This is a genomic window from Algimonas arctica (assembly GCF_014652695.1).
In the GTDB taxonomy this organism is placed as follows: Bacteria; Pseudomonadota; Alphaproteobacteria; order Caulobacterales; family Maricaulaceae; genus Litorimonas; species Litorimonas arctica.
In genome coordinates this window covers 107,104-129,308 of the sequence record NZ_BMZH01000004.1, presented here as the reverse complement: position 1 = coordinate 129,308, position 22,205 = coordinate 107,104, and the positions used below count along the sequence as shown (strand labels likewise).

Here is a 22,205-nt window from a genome sequence, read left to right as displayed (position 1 = left end):
GGAACCCTCGATGCGCGCTGACGTCGACCAGTTAAAATCCGAAATCGAGCAGTCTGTAGAGCTGCTAAGGAGGCGTCTTTGACTGGGAAACCAGTGAACGTCGCTTAGCGGAATTAAACGCGCTCTCAGAGGCGCCGACTTTTTGGGATAATGCTCAGAAGGCCCAAGTCCTGATGCAGGAACGCGCCAAACTGGAATCCGCTTTCGATGCGATCAATTTCATTACCACCAACCTTTCTGAAAATGTTGAATTGGCAGAATTGGCCGAGATGGACGACGATACGGACCTTTTAGACGCGGCCGCTGCCGCGCTGCGCAAAGTCCAAGCCAAAGCCGCAACCGCAGAACTCGAGGCGCTATTGTCGGGAGAGGCGGACGGCAATGATTGTTTCGTTGAAATCCATCCGGGTGCTGGCGGGACCGAGGCTCAGGATTGGGCCGCGATGATCATGCGGATGTATTCTCGCTGGGCGAATTCACGTGGGATGAAAGTTGACGTTCTCGAATCCTCCGATGGTGACGAAGCCGGCATTAAGTCGGTCACATTGCGCTTTAAAGGGCCCAATGCCTTTGGATGGATGAAGACCGAGTCAGGCGTTCACCGCTTGGTTCGAATCAGTCCCTATGACTCCAGTGCGCGTCGTCACACAAGTTTTGCGAGTGTTTGGGTCTATCCGCAGATTGACGATACGATCGAGATCGAGATCAATGAAAGTGATTGTCGCGTTGATACGTACCGCGCGTCAGGCGCCGGAGGACAGCACATCAATAAGACTGATTCCGCGGTGCGGATTACGCATGAGCCGACGGGCATTGTCGTCCAGTGTCAGAATGATCGCAGCCAGCATAAGAATCGGTCCCAAGCGTGGGATATGCTCCGTGCGAGGCTCTATGAAAAAGAGCTTCAAGAGCGCGAAGAAGCGGCGCAAGCCGAAGCCGATAGTAAGTCGGACATTGGCTGGGGTCATCAGATTCGGTCTTACGTTCTTCAACCTTATCAGATGGTCAAAGACCTACGGACGGGTGTCGAAACGTCAGACACGTCCGGCGTTCTTGACGGTAAGTTGGACGAGTTTATGGCCGCAGCCCTCTCTGCTCGGGTCGGAGATCAGGAAGACAGGGCCTAGTCGGCGCTGTCATAGGTGTGGAGCGCCGCGTCAATATCGGGGCATTCATCCTTGATAAAACTGAGTAAGGCCATTTCGTTTTCATCGTGTTTTCCATCGGTCAGTAAGCGGTCAATCAACCACTTTGCTTCGCGAAGGTCGATCTGTTCAGCGCGCGCAACGTCTCCTGTCTTGAGATTGCTATAACCGCCTGATCCATCTGTACGTTGTTCTTCACGCCGCTGGTCGAATAAGGATTTGAAAGATCCGACAAAACGATTTCCAAAGTTTGCCGCGTCATCATTTAGCCAATTTTCGCGATGAAGGGCTTCTTCTGGCGTGGGTATGGCAGGCGCGCTGATGACCATGAGGTAATTGGCGATGGCATGAACGAAAAGCGTTTGCCAGCTGGGGTGATTGGCTCGACCGGATGTCGCGTCATTCAACCTGAATAGCGCCTCTGCTTCTGTGCGGGTGATCCCAATGCCGCCTTTGCCGGAACCCGCATAAAGCACCTGGCGCAGCAGTTTGACTTCCGCTTCGCCAAGGATGCCAGGGGTCAGCATGGAGCCCGAGACGACACCTCGGCCAGACATTACGGCTGAGAGGACTTGATCAAGGGCAAATTTTTGTAGGGCGTCTGGAACGTGATGGGCTGTCTTGAGGACATTCATCAGCAGCTTTAACTCTGTCTCTGTTTCCACAATGCCGTCGTGACTGATTTTACTGATGAGCCATGCCGCACTGCTGCCAGACACATAATCCTGAGGTGCTTCGCGGTCATCGACATAGGCGGCAAGCACAGATGTGAAGTATGGTCCCCAGTTTTCAGGCTTGTCCGACACGGCGTTCAATTCAAAAAGAGTGTCCGCTTCCGTCAGTGTTACAGTGAGGTCTTGGCCAAAGGCGCGCCGAACTTTGCGCACGTCATTTTCGTCCATCCGCTCATTGCGGTGTATGTCGGCAATGAGTGTCTGCACATCTTTCATGGGGTTTTCTCTTCCTCTTACAATCCAGAGAAATACCCTATCTTACTGAAAGAAGGTCTAACGTTTGACAATTTTATGCGCAACGAGGATGCGTCTCTGAACACTCCGAAAGAGGCGCTCTTTCAAAGGTGGAGAAATCAGAGATGTGAAAGATGCGCCGTTATAACGCTCTCAGAGAGAGGCGTTATGCGGACTTTTGGGTCGCCGCCTTGATCGGGGTCGGAGCCGACGACTTGCGGGTACATTTCCCATCAAAGAAAGCCCCATTGGCAATGATAAGCTTGTCTTGAACCAGATCGGCTTGAACATTCGCGGTTTCAGTGAGGTCGATGCTCATCGCGTCAATCTTACCCGTGACTTTCCCGCGGATTTGAATGATGGCACAGACAATTTTTCCATTGACCACGCCTTGTTCGCCAATCGTCACTTTTCCCGCACTGATATTGCCATCAACGCGACCATCAATTTGAACTTCGCCATCTGTCTTAATGTCGCCTGTAATGATGAGGTCACTACTCAGCAATGAGGGGACTGCGGCAGACCGCGCCTGTGTTGGAGCGATGCTAGAGGTTTTTTTCTGGGAGGACTGAGCGGATGCGGACTGAGACGTGTTGGATGATCTAGTGAACATAACGTCCTGCCTTGAGAAACTTCTTTGGGTCACGTGCGCGACCGTCAAAATGAACTTCGTAGTGCAAGTGAGTCCCTGTGCTACGACCTGTCGACCCCATACCACCCACTTGGTCACCAGCAAGGACTGTTTGACCGCGTTTGACGTTCAATTTCTTCATGTGTGCGTAGCGTGTAATGAAACCATTCCCATGATCAATCTCGACCATATTGCCGTAAGCCCCACCCCAGCCAGCGAATTTAACCGTGCCGGGGCCTGTTGCGACGACAGGCGCCATTGGGCCGCCGATAAAGTCGAGACCGCTGTGATGTGTCGGTCGTTTTGTGAAGGGGTCACGCCGAACACCGAATTTGGACGTTTGGACCGTCTCATTCAGGACCGGATGTCCGAGCGGGAGAGTTCCAACGATTTCGGCAAGGGCCTCGGCTTCATAAAGGCGCGCCTGAATGGCGGTTGTCCGGGGCTGAAATTCGCCTTCAAGTAATGGCGCGTCAGGCCCGTCTAGGGGAATGTAAGGCCCGCCTTGGCCTTGTGTGCCTTGTTCTAGCACTGAGTCGAGATCCATATCCGTTGCGGCAATCAAAGCCCGATTGAAATCGATTTTTTCCAAAAGCTCGGCTTCGGCAGAGAGGAGAATAGCGTTTTGTGTTTGGTCCAACGAAGCCAAGGACCGATCAAAGGGTAAGCCGGTCGCAATATCGTGAGTCGCGATGGAGGCCCGGCGGGCAACTCGGTCGACACTATCTCTGAGGGTCGGGGCCATGAGAATTTCTGCGTTCGCAAATTTTAGCGCGGGTTCGTCGCCCAATATGGCAACGGCTTCGGTGCCGACAATTTCTGAAAGCGCGTTGTGTTTGGCCTCAATGTTCGCGGCCATTGTTTCAAAGCTTAGGCGCTGTTCAGAAAGCAGGAGCTCAACATTTTCAATTTTGGCCTGACTGTCGGCCAACTGGCGTTGGTAATTAGATTCGATCTCGACGATACGCTCGTCAGTGCTGGCAAAAGGCGTCACGCTAAAGGCGAGATTGACGATTGTGAGCAGGCACCAAGCCGCCATAATAACGATAATGGCGACCACGCCGGCCTGAACTCGGGTCGACAAATTGTAATAAGTAACCTCGCCGCCAGAGCGAAGATAGATTTGGCGTTCGGGGAATGTCTGGAGAAGGTGCTTGCGCATATCCCCTATAACGTCAGCAATCATGATTCCCCATCCGGCTTTAGAAGCTTTCATACCTTACACCATAGCCGTGACGTCAACGTAAAGCGCTTTTTCCACTAAGTGTGGTTAACGCGCCTTTAGTTTTAGTCATTATGTGGAAAGGTCTTCATAAAAGCTTAACTTTAACCCCGCTTTATGCCGCGCTGCATGATTGAAGGGCGGTTTGATAGTTCCTTTAAAGTGTTCACGTACCATGCCACGAAAGAGCGTCCGCGAATCTTTTTCGCGGTGCGAGGCGACATGTTGCAACCACAGCATGCCGATCGCGACGTGCCCGACTTCTTCTTCGTAGATAATTTCGAGGATTGCGGCACTCTCGCGGTCCTCGGCTTGGTCTAATTTGACAATCATGCCCGGCGTCACGTCGAGCCCTCTTGCCTCTAAGACGAGAGGGGCGATTGACAGTCGCGCGGCGATGTCAAAATTCGTTTTCATGGCTGCGTCCCAAAGCCCGTTATGCGCCGGGAAATCACCATAGACAAAATCAAGTTCGACTAAACGATCAGAGATCAAACCAAAGTGCCGGGCCTCATCGTCACAGACGGAGGACCAGTCGGCAATAAAGGCGTCGCGCTGACCAGCCACATCGGGTGCATCAGCAAAACGCGCGATCATATCCGCAGCTAAGTCAATCGCGTTGAGTTCAATGTGCGCGATGGCATGTAACAAAGCGGCGCGTCCTTCGGGGGAGCCGAGCCTGCGGCGTCGCAATTCTCGCGGAGACACCAGCGGTGGTCGTTCGGGACGGGCAGGCCGCTTCGGCGGAGATTCGCAAAACACGGTTGCGCCGCCCAAGACGGCCCGTCGAAATTCACGGGCCTTTTTCGCTTTCTCCCACGGGTTAGATTCTGTCAGAACGCCAAGTGGACTAACCTTAGCCGCCATGATCACGCACAGCTTGAACCACCGTATCTACATGGTTTTTGACCCGAACTTTGGGCCAGACCTGTAAGATTTTGCCGTCAGGTCCGATCAAAAACGTCGATCGGACAATTCCCATATAGGTTTTGCCGTAATTTTTCTTCTCGACCCAAACTCCATAGGCCTCGAGGGCGTGGCCGTCTTCATCGGAGGCTAAGCGGACCCTTAAATCATGTTTGGCGATGAACTTGTCATGTTTGGCCACTGTATCTTTGGATATGCCGATGACGATAGTATTTAACGCGGCGAGATCGTCCTTGGCATCCGTAAATTCCTTCGCTTCGGTGGTGCATCCCGGTGTGTCATCACGAGGGTAAAAATAGAGCACGACATTTTGTCCGCGATGATCGGATAGGGTGATATCGTCACCCCCATCGCCTGGAAGCGTGAAATCAGGCGCCATATCGCCGGCGTTCAGGTCTGACATAATCGGCCTTTCCAACTGAAATTTAAGGTCCTGGATTGCGTCCGTCTCTGGACGCGGTGCCGGGCCTTCGTTAGCGACGGTTCCTATGGCGGATAAGCCGACACCCGACAAGCCAAAGCCCGACGTCGATCGCAAAGCGACGTTTCGTAACAGGTTTACTCCGAGCGCACTGCGGGCGATGGGCCGACGGCTGGGATATCGTCTTTATCGACTGGGCGGAGAGACGGTGTCCGTTGTGACGGCACTCGCAATTGCCGCACTTTTCTTTGCGGGGGGGCTCTTATCCCGACAATCGGCGGATCTAACCGCATTACGTCCCAATTTCGAACACTGGTTTTCGCAAGGATTCGACGGGGCGCGGGCCGAATTGGGCGATCTTGAATTACGCTGGAATCCGTCTGACGATACGATATCCTTCACCGTGACAGATATTGTCGTCTATGATCAAGACGACACGATTATTCAGACATTACCAAAGCTCAAAGGGACTGCGCCAAAGTCCAATGTGCTAGCCCGGCGCACGGCGCTGACGGACATAGAAATCGTAGGCGGCGTCGTGACATGGATGCAGCGCGAAAATGGGGCAGTCGTGGCAGGTTTGGGCACGCCCGAAACGGTGGGACGGTTTGGACCCGTTTATCGCGGCCAAAGTGACGCGCCGCGAACGACTCGGCTAGATTGGCTCAATGACTTTAAATCTGTGACTCTGACAAATAGTCGCGCGCATATTGTGCGTGAAAGCGACGGCCTGGATATGATCCTGGATGTCGAATCGCTGAGTGGCGCGCGCGATGACAAAGCGATAAGTCTCAATGTTGCGGGACGTTTGAGTTCAGAAGATCGAGGCAATGCGGGTGAAATATCGCTCGCTTTAAAAACCGATAATGATTTTGAAACCGTCTTCTTCAGCTTAGAAACGGATGAGCTTGTTCCCAAACATATTGCGCCCCTGCGCGATCGTCTGTCGGTGTTTGGGGCCGTTGATGTACCTCTGAATATGGAATTTGAAGCTGAGTGGGGACGTGATGACGGGGTCCGTTCTGCCTCGCTTGATCTGGATGCCGGAGCCGGGGTCATCCGACTCGCCGGGCAGGACCGTATCTTGAACCGTGGACGTTTCATCGGCGCTTTAAGGGCCGGCGATGAAGAGATGCGGGTTGAGGCCTTGTCCTTGGACGCGGACCGTCTGCGTCTGACGGGGCAGGGTGTCATTCGCGACATTGGTCGTTGGAATGATGGCGATGTTGGCACATCGCCAAAGTTCGATCTCGCCTTAACGCAGAGTTGGTTGGACCTCCGTCCGGTCTTTCAAGGCCCTCTAAATGTCGAAAAGGCCAAGGCTATTGGCGAATTGGATTTGGATGCTCGAACTCTAACACTGGACCAATTGACCGCGCAATTCGAGGGGTTCGCATTGAATACACGCGGTAAAGTTGCGACGGGATCGGACGGTCTAAAACTTGTGCAACTGTCGGGCGGGACTGACACATCTATGACGGCTCCGGATTTGCTGTCGCTATGGCCGGTAAGTGCCGCCGATGGCGCGCGCCGGTGGATTGATCGGGCCGTCTTGGGCGGAACATTGCACAATGTCCGCTACAAGGTGGACCTTGATGAGGGTTTCTTTGCTAGTCCCAAGCTCACGTCAGAGCGATTGCAATTGGACTTCGATGTCCAAGACGGCATCGTTCGTTATGTCAGTACGATGGATCCGCTTAGTGAGGCTTTCGGCTCGGGCCGGGTTGATGGGAACCGCTTTGGATTTGTTCTGGCGTCGGGCCGCATCAACGATGTTGAGATCGTTGGTGGCGACATTGATATCCCAAGACTAACGCCAAAGGGGGGCAATATACTGATTTCTGCTCAGGCCAAGGGCAAGGCCAGTTCACTCTTGGCGCTGATTAATCAACCGCCGTTTGGCTACTTGGATCGCTATGGCGTCACGGCCGACGGATTTAGCGGTTCGGCCGACGTCACAATCAATATTAAACGCCCATTGCTAGAATTTTTTGATCCTGACCGTGTTGAATATAGCGTTGACGGCACATTCACGGATGCGAGTGCGCCGTTCAGCTTTGGCGGATTCAAGCTCTACGACGCGGATGTCACAGTTCGCGGTGGCAAAGAGGGGTTGTTTGTCGATGGTCCGGCCAATCTGGGCCCGTGGCGCGCGAACCTGTCGTGGGCGGAGCGCTATGGCCAAAATGGTGAGCCGACGCGTTATCGGGTTTCTGGGTTGATGAACCGGAAAACTTTGGACGGTTTTGGCTTCGGGTTTCGTGAATTCTTTGGTGGTGACATTGACGTCGATGTCGAAGCTTCGGGCAAAGGTTTGGAGATTGCGGAGGCCGTGATCGACCTCGGCTTGGATCAGGCCGAGATTACGTTTGGTGATATTTGGTCCAAATCCAAAGGCGATAAGGGCCAATTCAGAGCGACTCTAGAGCGAGGTTTAGACGGTTTTTCTGTGCCTAAACTGACGATGCAAGCGCCGGGGCTCGACCTAGAGGGCTCGATTCAACTGAGGGCGGGGCTGGCATTGGAAAAAGCCCGCCTCGACACGGCTAGAATCGATGGGCTTATTGATGGGCAGCTTGTTCTATCGCGCGATGATGCCGAGAACCGGTTAGCGTTGGATGCGCGCGGTAAACGCCTCGATATATCCGCTTTCGTTACCCGAGCCCTCAAAAGCGCAGGCGGCGAGGCAAATAATATTCCCCTCTCGTTTGACGCCGCGTTCGATGAAATCATTCTTTCACCCGGATACACGTTGGACCAAGGCACGATGAGCTATCGCCATAATGGAGACGCAATTGATCGCTTGTCTCTTCTGGGAACACGCGCCAGCGGCCCCTTTAAAATTAAACTTGATCAGATCGAATCCGGAAACCGCGAAGCTGTTTTGAGCGTGCCCGATGTCTCTGAGGCCGCGTCCAAAGTTTTGGGCTTGAATGCGACGCAGGGCGGGGCGCTCACCATTGAGGCCTCACTACCAGAAACGGGCGTTGTGGGCGCTGTCATTGGTGAAGCCTTTGCGACAGACTTAACCGTTAAGAACGCGCCTTTTTTGGCGCAAATCCTTTCACTGGCCTCCTTAACAGGCATCGTCGACACGTTATCAGGAGGGGGGCTTCGTTTTGATGAGCTGACCTTTGATTTCGCGCTCGAAGAACGAATTTTGTCCATTCGTGAGGCAAAAATGCGGGGACCGTCTATCGGGATGACGGGGGAAGGCGATATTGGATTGAACGATAAGACGGTCGATTTCAGCGGAACATTAGTTCCGGCCTATACGGCCAACTCACTCCTCGGCGATATCCCGCTTATTGGCGGTCTTCTGATAGGCAAGGACGGCGAAGGCGTCTTCGCAATCACCTATGCAGTCAAAGGGCCGTATTCCAACGCCGTTATTTCGATCAATCCGCTGTCGGCGCTGACTCCAGGGTTCATTCGCGGTATCTTCCGTGAAAAACGCGATGAGCTGCCAGACAGTGTCATCCAAGATATCGAAGCAGTCCGGCCTTCTGTCGTTGAAGACTAAAACAGGCCGAGCAGAAACGTAAACTTTAGGCGCTCACTGACTTTCATCAGATGCTTCGGAGTAAAGCGTGACGCTTCTTACCGACTGATAATTTCACAACGCCGTCCTGAATATCGCCCTTGTTGATCGTTGCGTCGTGTGACGCGACGGTTGTACCATTCACCTTAAGCGCGCTGCCTTTTATATGACGGCGGGCTTCGCCATTCGATGCGGCCAGTCCGGCGGTGACGGCGGCGCTGAGAATGCCCATACCGTCTAAGACGTCCCCTGCGACATCTGTCGTTGGTAAGCCTTCAGCGGCTCCGCCCGCAAATGTTTCAAGGGCTGTGGTTTTGGCCGAATCAGCCGCCGCGCGACCGTGCAGCAAAGCTGTCGCTTCATCGGCTAACTTTGTCTTGGCGATGTTAATATCTGCGCCGTCCATCGCTTCATATGTCGCAATCTCTTCCAATGAGAGATCGGTGAACAGGCGCATGAATTTCCCGACGTCGGCATCATCAGAATTGCGCCAGAATTGCCAATATTCGTAAGGGCTGCGCGTGAAGGCGTCGCCGAGAGCCGGGTCGCCATTGAGCCAAACCGCGCCGTCCGCCGTTTTGCCCATTTTTCCGCCAGACGCGGTGGTGATTAGCGGCGTGGTAAAGCCAAAGACTTCTTGGCCTTCCATTCGGCGCGTCAGATCGACGCCTGTGGTAATGTTCCCCCACTGATCCGATCCTCCGAGCTGTAGGCGGCATTTATAGCGACGGTTCAACTCGACAAAGTCATAGCTTTGCAACAGCGGGTAGTTGAATTCGAGGAAGGTCATCGGCTGTTCGTTTTCGAGCCGTCGTTTCACTGTATCCATCGTCACCATGCGGTTGATCGTGAATTCGGTCCCGACAATACGGAGGAATTCGAGATAGCCGAGATTGGCGAGCCAATCGTCATTATCGACCATGATCGCGGCGTTCGGCCCGTCAAAATCGAGAAACTTCGCAAAAACTTGGCGAATGCCGTCCTTATTGGCGTCGATCTGATCTTGCGTCAGCATCTGGCGGGATTTGTCTTTTCCTGAGGGATCGCCGATCTTCGTCGTTCCCCCGCCGAGTAGCACAATCGGTGTGCCGCCAGACTTCTGTAAAATCCGCAGCATCATGATCTGCACCAAGGATCCGACATGCAGGGACGGGGCTGTGCAATCAAAGCCAATATAGCCCGTCACGCCCGTTTGCGCGGTCTCGTCCAGTCCAGCCTCATTGGTGCACTGATAGAGAAAACCGCGCTCCGTTAGCGTTGTCATCAGGTCTGATTTGTAATTCGTCATAACGCCGCGCTTCTAATCACCGCGCAGATCGTGTCAAAGGGGCTTATGAGCAAAATCTACACGGCACTGGGTTTAATGAGCGGCACGTCGCTGGACGGCGTTGATGCGGCCGTGATCATGACGGATGGTGAGCAGGTTCAATCATTTGGACCTAGCGTAACCGTCCCTTACACTAATGCGCAGCGCCAAACTCTCACTGATGCGACGCTAGCGGCGCTCACATGGAACTTCATCGGACCTGCGCCGAACATTTTTGCAGAAGCCGAAGACGCTCTGGATGCGGCGCATCGGACAGCTATTCAGACCTTAGATGCGGGGGTCGTGGATATAATCGGTTATCACGGACAAACTGTATTGCACCGTCCAGACCGCCTCAAAACGTTGCAGCTCGGGCGGGGGCAAGGCTTGTCTGACGAGTTCGGCTGTCCTATTGTGTTCGACTTTCGATCCGAGGACGTGGCCTCAGGCGGGCAGGGCGCGCCGCTCGCCCCGATCTATCATAAAGCGCTCGTCGATCATGCAGACTTGCCGGGCGTCACCGCCGTGCTCAATTTGGGTGGCGTCGGCAATGTGTCTCTGGTGACAGCCAATGATCTGCTCGCGAGTGACACGGGGCCTGCCAATGGACCGCTGGATAGTTTTCTTGACAGTTGGGGCATCAGTATGGACCGCGACGGTGATGTGTCACGCGACGGCATGCCGGACTTCTTTAAGATCGAACGGTGGCTGCGTGCGGACTTCTTCAACCGCGCTTGGCCGAAGTCAGCAGATCGCTATGATTTCAGTGTTTTAGATGATTTATCGGATGTTGCGATTGGCGATGGTGCGGCAACGCTCTGCGCGTTTACGGCGCTCTCTGCCGCGCGAACCATACGACAGATGGGCGTAGCGCTAGACCGGATTATTGTCTGCGGTGGCGGGCGACGTAATCCGACAATTATGACGATGTTACAGATGGAACTCGATTGTCCTGTCCAACCTGCCGAAACAGTCGGATGGGACAGCGACGCGATTGAGGCGCAGGCATTCGGCTATCTCGCGGTCAGAGTCATGCGAGGGTTGCCGAACAGTTTTCCAACGACGACGGGTGTGCCAACCCCGACAGTGGGCGGGCGGATCGTCTATCCTGCATAAAAAAACGCCCCGGCAGCAAATGCCGGAGCGTTTTTGTGTGTCTAAATCGAGTGGGCGGTTTTAGCCTTCTAACAACCGCTGTTCGCGCGGTGGCGAGTAACGCGGGTCGAGATGGACATCGAGATAATCTTCAATGATTTCTGAGGCCTCGTCCAAGTGGTGCGTATAAAAATGGTCGGCGCCTTCAATCAAGTGCGGCGTAATAATGTGACCTTTTTGGACGCGAATTTTGTCGACGATGCGGACAACATCTTCATGTGGGACAATCGGGTCCTCATCACCATAAGTGATCAGGCCAGAAGCCGGACACGGGGCGAGGAACGAGAAGTCATAGGTGTTGGTCGGCAGACTCATCGAGATAAAGCCAGCCACTTCCGGGCGACGCATCAAAAGCTGCATGCCGATCCACGCGCCAAAACTATAACCCGAGACCCAAGAGAACGGCGCGTTCTGGTTAAAGCTCTGCATCCAGTCGAGCGCGTAGGCCGCATCTTGCAACTCGCCTTGCCCATTATCATATGTGCCCATTGAGCGACCAATGCCGCGGAAGTTAAACCGCAATACGGAAAAACCGCGACGCTTATATTGCTCATACATCGCTACAGGAATGCGGTGATCCATATGACCGCCCGCTTTGGGGTGGGGTGATAGGATCAGGGCGCAGGGAGCCGCTGGGTCGTCAGCCGGATGATAACGACCTTCGAGACGGCCTTCAGGACCGGCAAAAATTACTTCAGGCATAAAGGGAGCGCTCTATTAAACTATGCACAAATGCCGCAACGGCTCTGCGCTGTTATTCTTGACTAAATTAGTCGGAAACCTTACATTACCGTCTCAATCAAGATGTATATGGTCTTGCGTCAGTCCCTATCAAGGGGGCGGCCATATTGCAAAAAAAATGGCAGTCGCGTCACGATTCGGACAGGATTACAGTGAAATTAAGCGCAAAAGGACGAACGGCGGTTACCGCCGTGGCCGATCTGGCCACTCAAACTGCTTTGTGCGGTCCGGGCTCGCGTGTGCGCTTGAATGAGATCGCAGAGCGGCAGGGACTCAGTCAATCTTTCCTAGAGCAAGTTTTCGCCGATCTACGGCGCGCGGGGCTGGTTGATAGCAAACGCGGCCCGACAGGGGGCTATGCGCTGACCCGTGCCGCAAGCGACATGGCTGTGTCTGATATTATTGCCGCCGTTGAGGAAGAAGTTCGCGCCCACGGCTGTCGCCCAGACGCAGCGCTTGGCTGTACAGGGCGGACAGCGAAATGCTTGACGCATAGCCTTTGGGGCGCGCTGGAAGACCATATTGGTGGCTTCCTGAGCGCCGTCACGGTGCAAATGGTTGTCGATGGCGATTTGCCGAAGACGAAGGTGCCGTCATGAGTATCTATCTTGATCATAACGCGACCAGCCCCGCGCCGCAGTCTGTCATTGACGCGGTGAGCCACGCGATGGGCGTGATCGGCAATGCGTCTGCGCAACACCGTCACGGTCGCGCCGCGGCAAGCCTTATTGCTGAAGCCCGAGAGGCCGTCGGTATGGCGATGGGGCAATGCGCGCAGGACGTGATTTTTACCGGATCTGGCACAGAGGCGCTGAATACGGCGATCCACTCAGCCGTCGCGAGCGGCAGTCAGCATTTGCTGATCTCGTCGCTCGATCATCCGGCGACAATTATGGCGGCTGAAGTCAGTGGCGCGCGCGTCACATTACTGCCGGCTACAGCGTCCGGGCGAACCGATATGGACGCGCTGGCCGCAATTTTGGCGGAGTGGGACGATAATGAAGGTCAACCTTTCCTCTCAATGGTGGCTGCGAACAGCGAAACGGGTGTCATCCAAGATACGGACCGCGCGATTGATCTGATGCAAGAGGCCGGCGGATTGGTGCTGATTGATGCCGTGCAGGCGATGGGTAAATTGCCGATGGCTTTTCCGGCGGATTATGTGGCGGTCTCCGCGCATAAAATCGGCGGACCGCAAGGTGTTGGCGCGCTCTACGTCTCGCCGGACGCGCCGTTTACGTCGCTGCTACACGGCGGAGGTCAAGAACGCCGGCGTCGCGCAGGCACATTGAATACGGCGGGAATTGCTGGGTTTGGAGCGGCGGCTGTGGATATGGATACGCGTCTCTCGGGCTCGGCGGACCTTCGTGATGCGCTACAAGCCGCGCTGCTTGAGATTGATCCGGACACGGTCATCTTTGGTGCCGGTGAAGCGCGTCTCCCCAACACACTGTTTATTTCTGCGCCCGGCTTGCGCGCGATGACAGCGATGATGAATTTTGATTTGGCGGGCATTAGCGTCAGCACCGGCACGGCCTGTTCCTCCGGCAAAGTCGGTGAAAGCAGAGCCCTGCGCGCGATGGGCCGTATTAATGATGCACCTGACGGTGCGATCCGGATCAGTTTTGGTCCGGGAAACACGATGAATGACGTGCAAGCGGTTGCCACAGTTTGGGCGACCCTGCGCAAGGCTCGAAAGGCCGCATAAATGACTGATGTGAACGTGAAAGACGGAATTGATGCCAAAACAGTCGAGGGCGTTCGCGCGCTTGAGGCCGATAAGTATAAATACGGCTTTGATTCCGATATTGAGCAAGAGTTCGCGCCGAAAGGCCTGAACGAAGATATTGTCCGTTTTATCTCGGCCAAGAAAGACGAGCCGCAATGGCTGCTCGACTGGCGGCTGGAAGCCTATCGCCGGTGGTTGACGTTAAAAGAGCCGAAATGGGCGATGGTCGAATATCCCGAAATCGATTTTCAGGATATGTATTACTATGCCTCTCCGGTGAAGAAAAAAGAGCTGGATTCGCTTGATGACGTCGATCCGGACATTCTCGAAATTTACAATAAGCTCGGTATTTCCCTGAAAGAACAAGAAGTTCTGGCGGGCGTCAAAGGAGCGCCGAGAGTGGCCGTTGACGCTGTGTTCGATAGTGTGTCGGTCGTCACGACGTTCAAAAAAGAACTCGCCAAAGATGGCGTGATTTTCTGCTCATTTTCGGAAGCGGTCAAGGAGCATCCAGAACTGGTCCGCAAATATATGGGCTCTGTCGTTCCTGTGACGGACAATTACTACGCGACGCTGAACAACGCGGTCTTTTCGGACGGGTCGTTCGTTTACATCCCGCCGGGCGTGCGCTGCCCGATGGAGCTCTCGACCTATTTCCGCATGAACGCACAAGGCACAGGCCAGTTCGAGCGCACATTGATCATCGCCGACAAAGGCTCTTACGTTTCCTATCTTGAGGGCTGCACCGCCCCGATGCGGGATGAAAATCAGCTACATGCCGCCATCGTCGAAATCGTCGTGATGGAAGACGCTGAAGTGAAATATTCCACCGTGCAAAACTGGTGGCCGGGCGATAGCGAAGGCAAAGGCGGGGTCTATAATTTCGTCACCAAACGCGCCGATTGTCGGGGTGACAATGCCAAAGTCAGCTGGACGCAGGTCGAAACAGGCTCTGCGGTGACATGGAAATACCCAAGCTGCATTCTGCGCGGCGATAATAGCCAAGGCGAATTCTATTCCATCGCCATCACCAATGGGCATCAACAAGCCGACACCGGCACGAAGATGATCCATTTGGGCAAGAACACCAAATCGCGAGTAATTGCCAAAGGGATCAGTGCGGGCAAGTCCAATTCGACCTATCGGGGCCTTGTTAGCGCCCACCGCAAAGCCACGCGCGCGCGCAACTTCACGCAATGCGACTCCCTTTTAATCGGGGATCAATGCGGTGCACACACCGTGCCCTATATCGAGAGCAGCACACCGACCGCGCAATTCGAGCATGAGGCGACCACGTCTAAACTGTCCGATGAGCAACTGTTTTATTGCCGCCAACGCGGTCTCACCGAGGAAGACGCCGTCGCGCTCCTCGTCAATGGTTTCTGCCGCGATGTGTTGCAAAAATTGCCGATGGAATTTGCCGTCGAAGCGCAAAAGCTCGTTGCCATCTCGCTCGAAGGGAGCGTGGGCTAATGTCTGAAATACAGGCGCGTAAAGGCCTCATTTGGATCATTGGCGGTATTGGCGCTTTGCTCATCGCGGCCATGGTGATTGTCAAAATTTGGTTCGCGGCGACCGTGTTTATGCCGATTGATGAGGCGGCGATTGCGGCGGCGTCTGAACCGCTCGATCCCGAAGAACAAATCGTGCGCGACATGGTCACGCCAGTGGCGCTCGGAACGCCTGTGATGCCAACGGTAACTCCTGCGCTCGATCCGGCCGATTATAGCCGCGATCTCGCGCGCTTCATCCCGATAGAGGTCGGAATGGACCGCTATCTCGCCAAGGATGAATTATTGCTGCACTATAATTCCGAACCCTTGAGCGAGAACCCGGAGGCCCGCGCCAAGGTCAGCTCGAATGAACAGATGATCGACGGCGCGACCTTGTTCGTGATCCGCCGGAGCGGCATGGCCGACGATTCTGTCGCGGCTGAAGAAACGTTCGCCCTCTTTGATGGCGCTGTGCTGGTCGATTTCGGCTCGCGCATCCAATGCCGCCGCGGCGACACACCCAATCAATGGACCACCACCCTTTGTCCCTAAGGAACTCGACACATGGCTAAGAAAAAACCTGATCCTAAGCGTAAGCTGATTACCCTGTCCGAGGGGGAAAAGACCTATTCCATGAGCCGTGCCGTCGTGCAGGGCGATTGGTGTTTCGTCTCCGGCACCGTCGGCTATGATTATTCAAACGGCGAGCTGCCCGAAAGCGCGGCGCAGCAAGCGATGAACACATTCGCCAATATCCAAGCGGCGTTGAAAGCAGGCGGGTTCGAACTCGGTCACACGATTCGGGTGCAATATACCCTGTCAGATCGTGCCCACATCAACACAGTCCTCCCAGTCATTAATCAGCATTTCGCCAATATTCTGCCAGCGGCAACAATGGTCATCGCGGATTTGGTCGATGACCGGATGAAAGTCGAAATCGAAGTGACGGCGTTTAAGGGTTAAATCCACCGTTCGCCTCAGGCCGACTTGATCGGCCTGTCTATGGACCAAGACCCGCATAATTCGCATTCAGGTCTGACATTGCATCATGGGCCCGCCGATCAAGTCGGCGGGAAGGGGTGTAAAACAAGCCTACGACGTAACTCTAAACCAAAGAATCCATGATCCAAAAAATCAACATATCCGAGAAGTTTGATCTTATCTCCGAACACTTTCGTCCGAAAACGGTCACGGAATTGAATGGGCAGGCGTTTCAGCTGGCCAAGATCAAAGGCGACTATCCGTGGCATGCCCACCCAGAGGAGGACGAGATGTTTTTCTGTTGGAAAGGCGCATTCACGCTCGACATCGAAGGCCAAGACAGCGTGGCTGTCGGGGAGGGCGAATGTATCACCGTCCCCAAAGGCATCCGCCACCGCCCGCGCGCCGCGGAGGAATGCTGGATTTTCCTGATCGAGCCTGTGGGCACCAAAAACAATGGCGATACCACCGTCGACGCGAAATATGACGCGCCTGCGGGGGCGTGGGTGTGATGGATGGCATACTTAAGAAGGGTATAGTTGCCATCAAATTCACTGTGTCTTTCATCTCTTTGACAATGCTGATTATCCTTGGGTGCTTCCTTGCTCTAATTGTGTTTTTAGCGCTTCTGTTTGCATTTGTGATTGGGCAGGTTGAAGAAAAAGCAGCTTTAGAGGAAGTGAATTTAAGCCCCATAACGGCTAAAATTGGGACTTGGAAAACAACGCCCGAAAACACTGTTGTATCTGTGCTCGATTTGCTGCCCGCTCAGGCTAGCAAAGCTGAGTTGGTGCAAATATTAGATGATCAAGGCTTTAAACTCACTGACAAAGAAAATAGCAAGGCCATCACGGAGAGCGACGATTTTTCAGTTAAGCCCTTCGATCAATGTGCACGTAGACTAATAATCGGCGTTTGGTCCTGTGTGTACGAATACAATGTCGTTATGAATTTCGAGGACGGATTGCTGAGCGAAGCATCCGGCGCATACAGACTTTGGTACTATGACTAACTAATTTATTGGACTGTATTTAATGCTTAAAATAACCAACCTCACCGCCACCGTCGATGACGGCGCGAAGATCATTTTGAATGGTCTCTCCCTCACTGTGCCCAAGGGCGAAGTGCATGCCATTATGGGGCCGAACGGGGCGGGGAAATCGACCTTGTCTTATGTGCTCACCGGGCGGGACGGCTATGACGTCACGGACGGAACTGTGACGTTGAACGGCGAAGACTTGCTGGAGATGGAACCCGAAGAGCGCGCCGCCAAAGGCCTGTTCCTATCGTTTCAATATCCGCTGGAAATCCCCGGTGTGCCGACGCTGACTTTCCTGCGCACCGCCATGAACGCGCAGCTGAAAGCGCGCGGCGAGGGCCCGATAAGCGCGCCTGACTTTATGAAAAAAGCCCGCGCAATCGGCAAACAGCTGAAGATGACGCCGGAAATGCTCCGCCGCCCGCTCAATGTCGGGTTTTCCGGCGGCGAGAAGAAGCGCATGGAAATTTTCCAAATGATGATGTTGGAGCCGAGCTTCCTCGTCATGGACGAGACAGATTCCGGCCTTGATGTGGATGCGCTGCGGATCGTTGCGGACGGTGTGAACGCGTTGCGCTCGCCGGATCGTGGCATGCTCATCATCACCCACTATCAGCGCCTGCTCGACTATATCGTGCCGGACGCGGTGCATGTGTTGTCGGGCGGTCAGATCAAAGCGAGCGGCGGCGCGGACCTCGCTAAAACTCTCGAAAAAGAGGGCTATGACGCTTATGTTTGATGTCGTGACCCATCTGCCCCATCGCGGGCTAGAGGAGTGGAAATGGTCGGATTTAAAATCCACCGTGGAAGCGCAAAAGCCGGATGATCTATCCCAGCCCATGCAGGTCGATATTGCGGCGCGGGACGGTTTAACCGTGACGCATACGGAGCCGACGGACGGCCTCGACGCGATGACAAATATGGCGGCCATTCTGTCATCTGGCACTCTCACTGTTAGAGTGCCAGACGACGTGCGTCATGAGCAACCGCTCAAATTGACCGACCTGCGATCCGGCAATGCGCAAATCGTGATTGAGATCGGCAAAGACGCGTCGCTCTCTGTCGAAGAGCATCACAGCGCGGACGCGGGCTTCGTCAATCTTGATGTCCGCTATATTGTGCGCGAAGGCGCGTCGCTCACCCGCTCTGTCGTGACGCAAGACGGGGCTGACGTTATTCGTCACGTGCGCGCGTCTGTGACGCTCTGGGCGGATGCGACTTTCAAGCAGACGCAACTGACCTTTGGCTCAGCGTTGACGCGGCTGGAAACTCGGGTCGCGTGTATGGGCAAAGTCAGTGTTGAAATGTCGGGCGCTTACCTTCTGTCGGACAAGCGTCACGCCGATATCACCAACTATATCGACTTTGCCACGCCCGGGTCGACAGTTCGTGATGCCGTCGCGGGGGTTGTCACGGATAAGGCGCGCGGCGTCTTCCAAGGCAAATTCAACGTTCGCCGCCCGGCGCAACAGACCGACGCCGTCATGCGCCACGACGCGCTGATGCTGTCAGACACGGCCAAGATCAACGCCAAGCCAGAGCTCGAAATCTACGCCGATGATGTGCTGTGCGAACATGGCAACACCATCGGGCAATTGGACGAGCAGGCGATGTTCTACATGCGTCAACGCGGTATCCCGAAAGCGCAAGCGCGGGCTTTGTTGATCGAAGCGTTCGTGGTTGCGCGTTTGGGTGAGGATGAGGCGATGGTCGCCTTGGTGCGCGATTGGTTGGACGGGCAGTCATGAGCCTCGCTCTCGCCGCCGCCATAAGCGCAATCCTCTTGTTGATATCTTCGCAAGTGAAGCGACGGATTCCCGGTAACGGGCCATGGCTTGATTGGCTCATCAAGGGCCTAGCGGTCATCGTTATCGGGCTTGTTGTGACGTATTTTTACCTGCGAGTTACAGCATGAGCGCGTTCGACGTCCAAAAAATTCGCGCCCAATTCCCGATTCTCACCCGTGAGATAAACGGTTATCCGCTGGCCTATCTCGACAATGCCGCCTCGGCGCAGAAGCCGGATGCAGTGATGGAGGCAATGGTCGGGCAGACGCGCTCAGCTTACGCCAATGTGCATCGGGGCCTCCACACGCTGGCGAATGAGACAACCGAAGCGTTTGAAGCGGCACGGTCGTCTGTCGCGACGTTTCTGAATGCGCCTTCATCGGACAACATCGTCTTCACGCGCGGCGCGACGGAGGCCTTAAACCTCTGCGCCTATGGCCTCGCGCACATGATCCAGCCGGGTGACGAGATCGTCCTGACCGAGATGGAACATCATTCCAACATCGTGCCGTGGCACTTCCTGCGCGAACGTTATGGCGCGGTTCTAAAGTTCATTCCGGTTCTGCCGGACGGGACATTGGACATGAAGGTGTTCCGAGAAACCATTGGAATAAAAACAAAAATTGTCTCCGTGGTCCACATGTCCAACGTTCTTGGAACGGTCAATGACATCGCAGAAATCGCGCGTTGGGCCAAGGCGGCGGGCGCGGTGATGATATCGGACGGCACACAAGCCGCAGTGCATATGGACGTCGATGTACAGGCGCTCGGCGTCGATCTCTACGCCATGACAGGGCACAAACTCTATGGCCCCACGGCCATCGGCGCGCTCTACGGCACGTCTGATATTTTCGAGAAAATGCAGCCGTTCAATGGTGGGGGCGAGATGATCGAAGATGTCTACCTCGACAGGGTCACATATGCCGAGGCACCGGCGAAATTTGAAGCCGGCACGCCGCCGATCTTGGAAGCCATCGGCCTCGGTGCCGCGATTAACTGGTATTCGCAGTATGACATGGCGGACGTGCATCAACACGAAATGGCGTGTTATCATGCGGCGCGGGACGGATTGCGCGATATCAATAGTGTGCAAATTTTCGGCGAAGCGGCGAACAAAGGCCCTGTGCTGGCATTCAATCTACAGGGTGCCCATGCTCATGATATGGCGCAAATACTGGATAAATACGGCGTCGCTGTGCGCGCCGGGCAACATTGTACGCAACCACTGATGAAACGCTTAGATGTGCACTCAACCGTGCGGGCGAGCTTTGGCATTTACAACACGCTGGATGAGGCCGAACGCTTCGTCACTGCAGTGAAAAAGGCGGCGCTCTTCCTTGGCTGATCAAAACACCCTATATTGGATCTTATAATGGACAATGTAACAGACAGAGCCCGCCAAGCCGAAGCTATGGCAAATTCGCAAATCCCCGGCTATGTGCCGGAGACAAAGCGTGCCCATGAGGATCAGACACCTGCAAAGAACCCGCCCGTGGCCGTCACGCCCGACCGGGATATTATGGACGTTTCCGGTGCGCCCGTAACGGCACCGACAGATGCTGAAATCGCGCGGATTACCCATGATGTGGTTGAGCAGATCAAAACGGTTTACGACCCGGAAATTCCAACGGATATTTATGAGCTAGGCTTAATCTATAAAGTTGAGCTGGAAGACGACAGAACATTGCTGGTCGATATGACGCTCACCGCGCCAGGTTGTCCCGTGGCTGGCGAAATGCCTGTGTGGGTACAAGAAGCCTGTCAGCGCGTAGACGGTATCCGCCGTGTCGAAGTCTCGATGGTGTTTGACCCGCCGTGGACCCCAGACCGGATGAGCGAAGAAGCTCGACTAGATTTGAACATGCTATGAGCCTGAAAGATCGTATGATATCTGAAAGCCGCCGTGCCCGACCCAAGCTGGTCACACTCACGGATGCCGCCGCCGATCAGGTGCGCGAAATTTTGGCGGAACGCGGCGAAGGCTTTCTGCGTGTTGGCGTCAAAAATGGTGGCTGCGCGGGCATGGAATATATGATGGATTACGTTTCCGAGCCGGCCAAATTTGACGAAGTTGTCGAAGACAAAGGCGTTAAAATTGTCGTCGATGCCAAAGCTGTCTTGTTCATTTTGGGCGCGACCGTCGATCACGAAACGACGCTGCTGCATAGCAAGTTCACTTTCCGGAACCCGAATCAGACAGATGCCTGCGGTTGCGGTGAAAGTGTCACGATTGTGCCTGCGCTCGGCTGAGGCAGAGATAGTGTCAGGTCGCGTTAGCAATCCCCAGCAACGCAAATGATTATTGATTTAAGAATTCTAATGTGACTGAATTTATAAGCTCTGGCTTTTCCGCCAAAGCATAGTGTGTCCCATTCGGAACAATAAATAACTGAGCATTTGGCAACGCATTATAGAGCGATAATGCGTGGTCTAGCCCCATATCCTCACGGTCGCCGTTAATGATGAGCGTCTTTGCTTGGACTGTTCCGAGGTCAGAAATGGTGAAGGTTGGGCTTGTCGTCCACATGATTGACATCTCTTCGAGTAAGTCCCCAAATTCAGTTAAGTCATCCTGCCCTGTCAAATAGTGCTCGATGAAATTTCCGGGATAGCCATTTGGGTTGGTGTTTCCGTCCCATTTATAGTTTGCGATAAAACTGCGTGTCGCCTCGGGATAGGACTCAAAATGATAGTTTGCGCCAAGCAAGACTAACTTATCGACGAAATTTGGATTGTTCATGGCTGTGGTGAGGGCGGTTACACCTCCATCGCTTAAACCCATGATTGAGATACGATCATGGCCTAAATGTTTTGCAAGGGCGACGACATCCTTTGACATGAGAGTATAGGAAATTTGTGTATCCGCACGACTGCTCCGTCCTTGCTCACGGCTATCCAGCGCGACAATTGTGAACGTCTTAGAAAGCTCATGTACTTGTTGATCGAAACTGTCCCGAGATTCCATCCCGCCATGCAAAAGGTAGAGCGGGGGTCCATCTCCTCGAATGATATAATCAAGCGTTACATCATTGACGAATGCAGTCTGCGAGACGGACGAATTACAAGAGGCAAGCGTTATCAGTATTGCTGATAGTAAAAATTTTTCCATTGCACACGCA

At 54.3% G+C, this 22,205-nt stretch carries 23 protein-coding genes; 15 read left to right on the top strand and 8 right to left on the bottom strand.

The genetic code is table 11. The features are described 5' to 3' along the window. Positions 1–10: 10 nt before the first annotated feature. A protein-coding gene (prfB, locus tag IE105_RS06450) for a peptide chain release factor 2 (protein WP_189496619.1) occupies positions 11–1,127 on the top strand; the annotation gives its coding sequence in 2 pieces (ribosomal slippage) (positions 11–79 and positions 81–1,127; 1,116 coding nt in all). Here prfB and IE105_RS06445 read toward each other — a convergent pair. From IE105_RS06445 to bcp, 5 genes are all read right to left on the bottom strand, one after another. Continuing rightward, a complete protein-coding gene (locus IE105_RS06445) occupies positions 1,124–2,095 on the bottom strand; it encodes a hypothetical protein (RefSeq protein ID WP_189496616.1) in 972 nt (323 codons plus the stop codon). The genes prfB and IE105_RS06445 overlap by 4 nt on opposite strands. 184 nt (positions 2,096–2,279) lie before the next feature. Next, on the bottom strand, positions 2,280–2,726 hold the full coding sequence (locus tag IE105_RS06440; RefSeq protein ID WP_189496614.1) for a bactofilin family protein: 447 nt from the start codon (positions 2,724–2,726) through the stop codon (positions 2,280–2,282). Continuing rightward, positions 2,716–3,960: a M23 family metallopeptidase gene (locus tag IE105_RS06435; RefSeq protein ID WP_189496612.1), complete on the bottom strand. Its 1,245-nt coding sequence runs from the start codon at positions 3,958–3,960 to the stop codon at positions 2,716–2,718. The genes IE105_RS06440 and IE105_RS06435 overlap by 11 nt, the downstream gene beginning before the upstream one ends. A 78-nt stretch (positions 3,961–4,038) precedes the next feature. Continuing rightward, positions 4,039–4,833 carry a ferritin-like domain-containing protein gene (locus tag IE105_RS06430; protein WP_189496610.1) on the bottom strand — a complete coding sequence of 265 codons (795 nt, stop codon included), beginning with the start codon at positions 4,831–4,833 and terminating at the stop codon, positions 4,039–4,041. Continuing rightward, on the bottom strand, positions 4,823–5,296 hold the full coding sequence (gene bcp, locus IE105_RS06425; RefSeq protein WP_189496608.1) for a thioredoxin-dependent thiol peroxidase: 474 nt from the start codon (positions 5,294–5,296) through the stop codon (positions 4,823–4,825). Before bcp ends, IE105_RS06430 begins: the two co-directional genes overlap by 11 nt. Before the next feature lie 85 nt (positions 5,297–5,381). Between bcp and IE105_RS06420 the strand changes: the two genes are divergently transcribed. Continuing rightward, a complete protein-coding gene (locus IE105_RS06420) occupies positions 5,382–8,837 on the top strand; it encodes a YhdP family protein (protein WP_189496606.1) in 3,456 nt (1,151 codons plus the stop codon). Positions 8,838–8,883: 46 nt separating this feature from the next. On the opposite strand, the gene tyrS is transcribed toward IE105_RS06420, so the two are convergent. Next, a complete protein-coding gene (tyrS, locus tag IE105_RS06415) occupies positions 8,884–10,143 on the bottom strand; it encodes a tyrosine--tRNA ligase (RefSeq protein WP_189496604.1) in 1,260 nt (419 codons plus the stop codon). Between the two features lie 45 nt (positions 10,144–10,188). Between tyrS and IE105_RS06410 the strand changes: the two genes are divergently transcribed. After that, the gene (locus tag IE105_RS06410) at positions 10,189–11,277 is read left to right on the top strand and encodes an anhydro-N-acetylmuramic acid kinase (RefSeq protein ID WP_189496602.1); all 1,089 of its coding nucleotides are present in this window, start codon (positions 10,189–10,191) and stop codon (positions 11,275–11,277) included. Positions 11,278–11,337: 60 nt separating this feature from the next. On the opposite strand, the gene IE105_RS06405 is transcribed toward IE105_RS06410, so the two are convergent. Continuing rightward, positions 11,338–12,018 (bottom strand): alpha/beta hydrolase, encoded by a 681-nt coding sequence (locus tag IE105_RS06405; protein ID WP_189496600.1) that lies wholly within the window; start codon positions 12,016–12,018, stop codon positions 11,338–11,340. A 191-nt stretch (positions 12,019–12,209) separates the two neighbouring features. Between IE105_RS06405 and IE105_RS06400 the strand changes: the two genes are divergently transcribed. The 12 genes from IE105_RS06400 (at position 12,210) to IE105_RS06345 (ending at position 21,336) form a co-directional block, all read left to right on the top strand. Next, positions 12,210–12,656 carry an Rrf2 family transcriptional regulator gene (locus IE105_RS06400; RefSeq protein WP_189496598.1) on the top strand — a complete coding sequence of 149 codons (447 nt, stop codon included), beginning with the start codon at positions 12,210–12,212 and terminating at the stop codon, positions 12,654–12,656. Then, a complete protein-coding gene (locus tag IE105_RS06395; RefSeq protein ID WP_189496596.1) occupies positions 12,653–13,765 on the top strand; it encodes a cysteine desulfurase family protein in 1,113 nt (370 codons plus the stop codon). Before IE105_RS06400 ends, IE105_RS06395 begins: the two co-directional genes overlap by 4 nt. Then, complete coding sequence (gene sufB / locus IE105_RS06390; RefSeq protein WP_189496594.1) at positions 13,766–15,259, top strand: Fe-S cluster assembly protein SufB; 1,494 nt, start codon at positions 13,766–13,768, stop codon at positions 15,257–15,259. It abuts the gene before it with no gap. After that, complete coding sequence (locus IE105_RS06385; protein WP_189496592.1) at positions 15,259–15,831, top strand: hypothetical protein; 573 nt, start codon at positions 15,259–15,261, stop codon at positions 15,829–15,831. The genes sufB and IE105_RS06385 overlap by 1 nt, the downstream gene beginning before the upstream one ends. A gap of 12 nt (positions 15,832–15,843) precedes the next feature. Beyond that, entirely contained in the window at positions 15,844–16,242 is a 399-nt protein-coding gene (locus IE105_RS06380; RefSeq protein ID WP_189496590.1) for a RidA family protein, read from the top strand. Between the two features lie 158 nt (positions 16,243–16,400). Continuing rightward, positions 16,401–16,772, top strand: a complete 372-nt coding sequence (locus IE105_RS06375) for a cupin domain-containing protein (protein WP_189496588.1) — start codon at positions 16,401–16,403, stop codon at positions 16,770–16,772. Continuing rightward, on the top strand, positions 16,772–17,272 hold the full coding sequence (locus IE105_RS06370) for a hypothetical protein (RefSeq protein ID WP_189496586.1): 501 nt from the start codon (positions 16,772–16,774) through the stop codon (positions 17,270–17,272). The genes IE105_RS06375 and IE105_RS06370 overlap by 1 nt, the downstream gene beginning before the upstream one ends. A 22-nt stretch (positions 17,273–17,294) precedes the next feature. Continuing rightward, positions 17,295–18,038 (top strand): Fe-S cluster assembly ATPase SufC, encoded by a 744-nt coding sequence (gene sufC, locus IE105_RS06365; RefSeq protein WP_189496585.1) that lies wholly within the window; start codon positions 17,295–17,297, stop codon positions 18,036–18,038. Continuing rightward, positions 18,022–19,047, top strand: a complete 1,026-nt coding sequence (locus IE105_RS06360) for a SufB/SufD family protein (RefSeq protein ID WP_189496583.1) — start codon at positions 18,022–18,024, stop codon at positions 19,045–19,047. Before sufC ends, IE105_RS06360 begins: the two co-directional genes overlap by 17 nt. 163 nt (positions 19,048–19,210) lie before the next feature. After that, positions 19,211–20,431 (top strand): aminotransferase class V-fold PLP-dependent enzyme, encoded by a 1,221-nt coding sequence (locus tag IE105_RS06355; protein WP_189496581.1) that lies wholly within the window; start codon positions 19,211–19,213, stop codon positions 20,429–20,431. A 174-nt stretch (positions 20,432–20,605) separates the two neighbouring features. Then, the gene (locus tag IE105_RS06350) at positions 20,606–20,956 is read left to right on the top strand and encodes an SUF system Fe-S cluster assembly protein (RefSeq protein WP_373299061.1); all 351 of its coding nucleotides are present in this window, start codon (positions 20,606–20,608) and stop codon (positions 20,954–20,956) included. Continuing rightward, entirely contained in the window at positions 20,953–21,336 is a 384-nt protein-coding gene (locus IE105_RS06345) for a HesB/IscA family protein (RefSeq protein WP_189496578.1), read from the top strand. The genes IE105_RS06350 and IE105_RS06345 overlap by 4 nt, the downstream gene beginning before the upstream one ends. Positions 21,337–21,385: 49 nt before the next feature. Here the strand turns inward: IE105_RS06345 and IE105_RS06340 are convergent, their stop codons facing one another. Next, positions 21,386–22,195, bottom strand: coding sequence for an alpha/beta fold hydrolase (locus tag IE105_RS06340; RefSeq protein ID WP_189496576.1), 810 nt, complete (start codon positions 22,193–22,195; stop codon positions 21,386–21,388). Positions 22,196–22,205 lie beyond the last annotated feature (10 nt).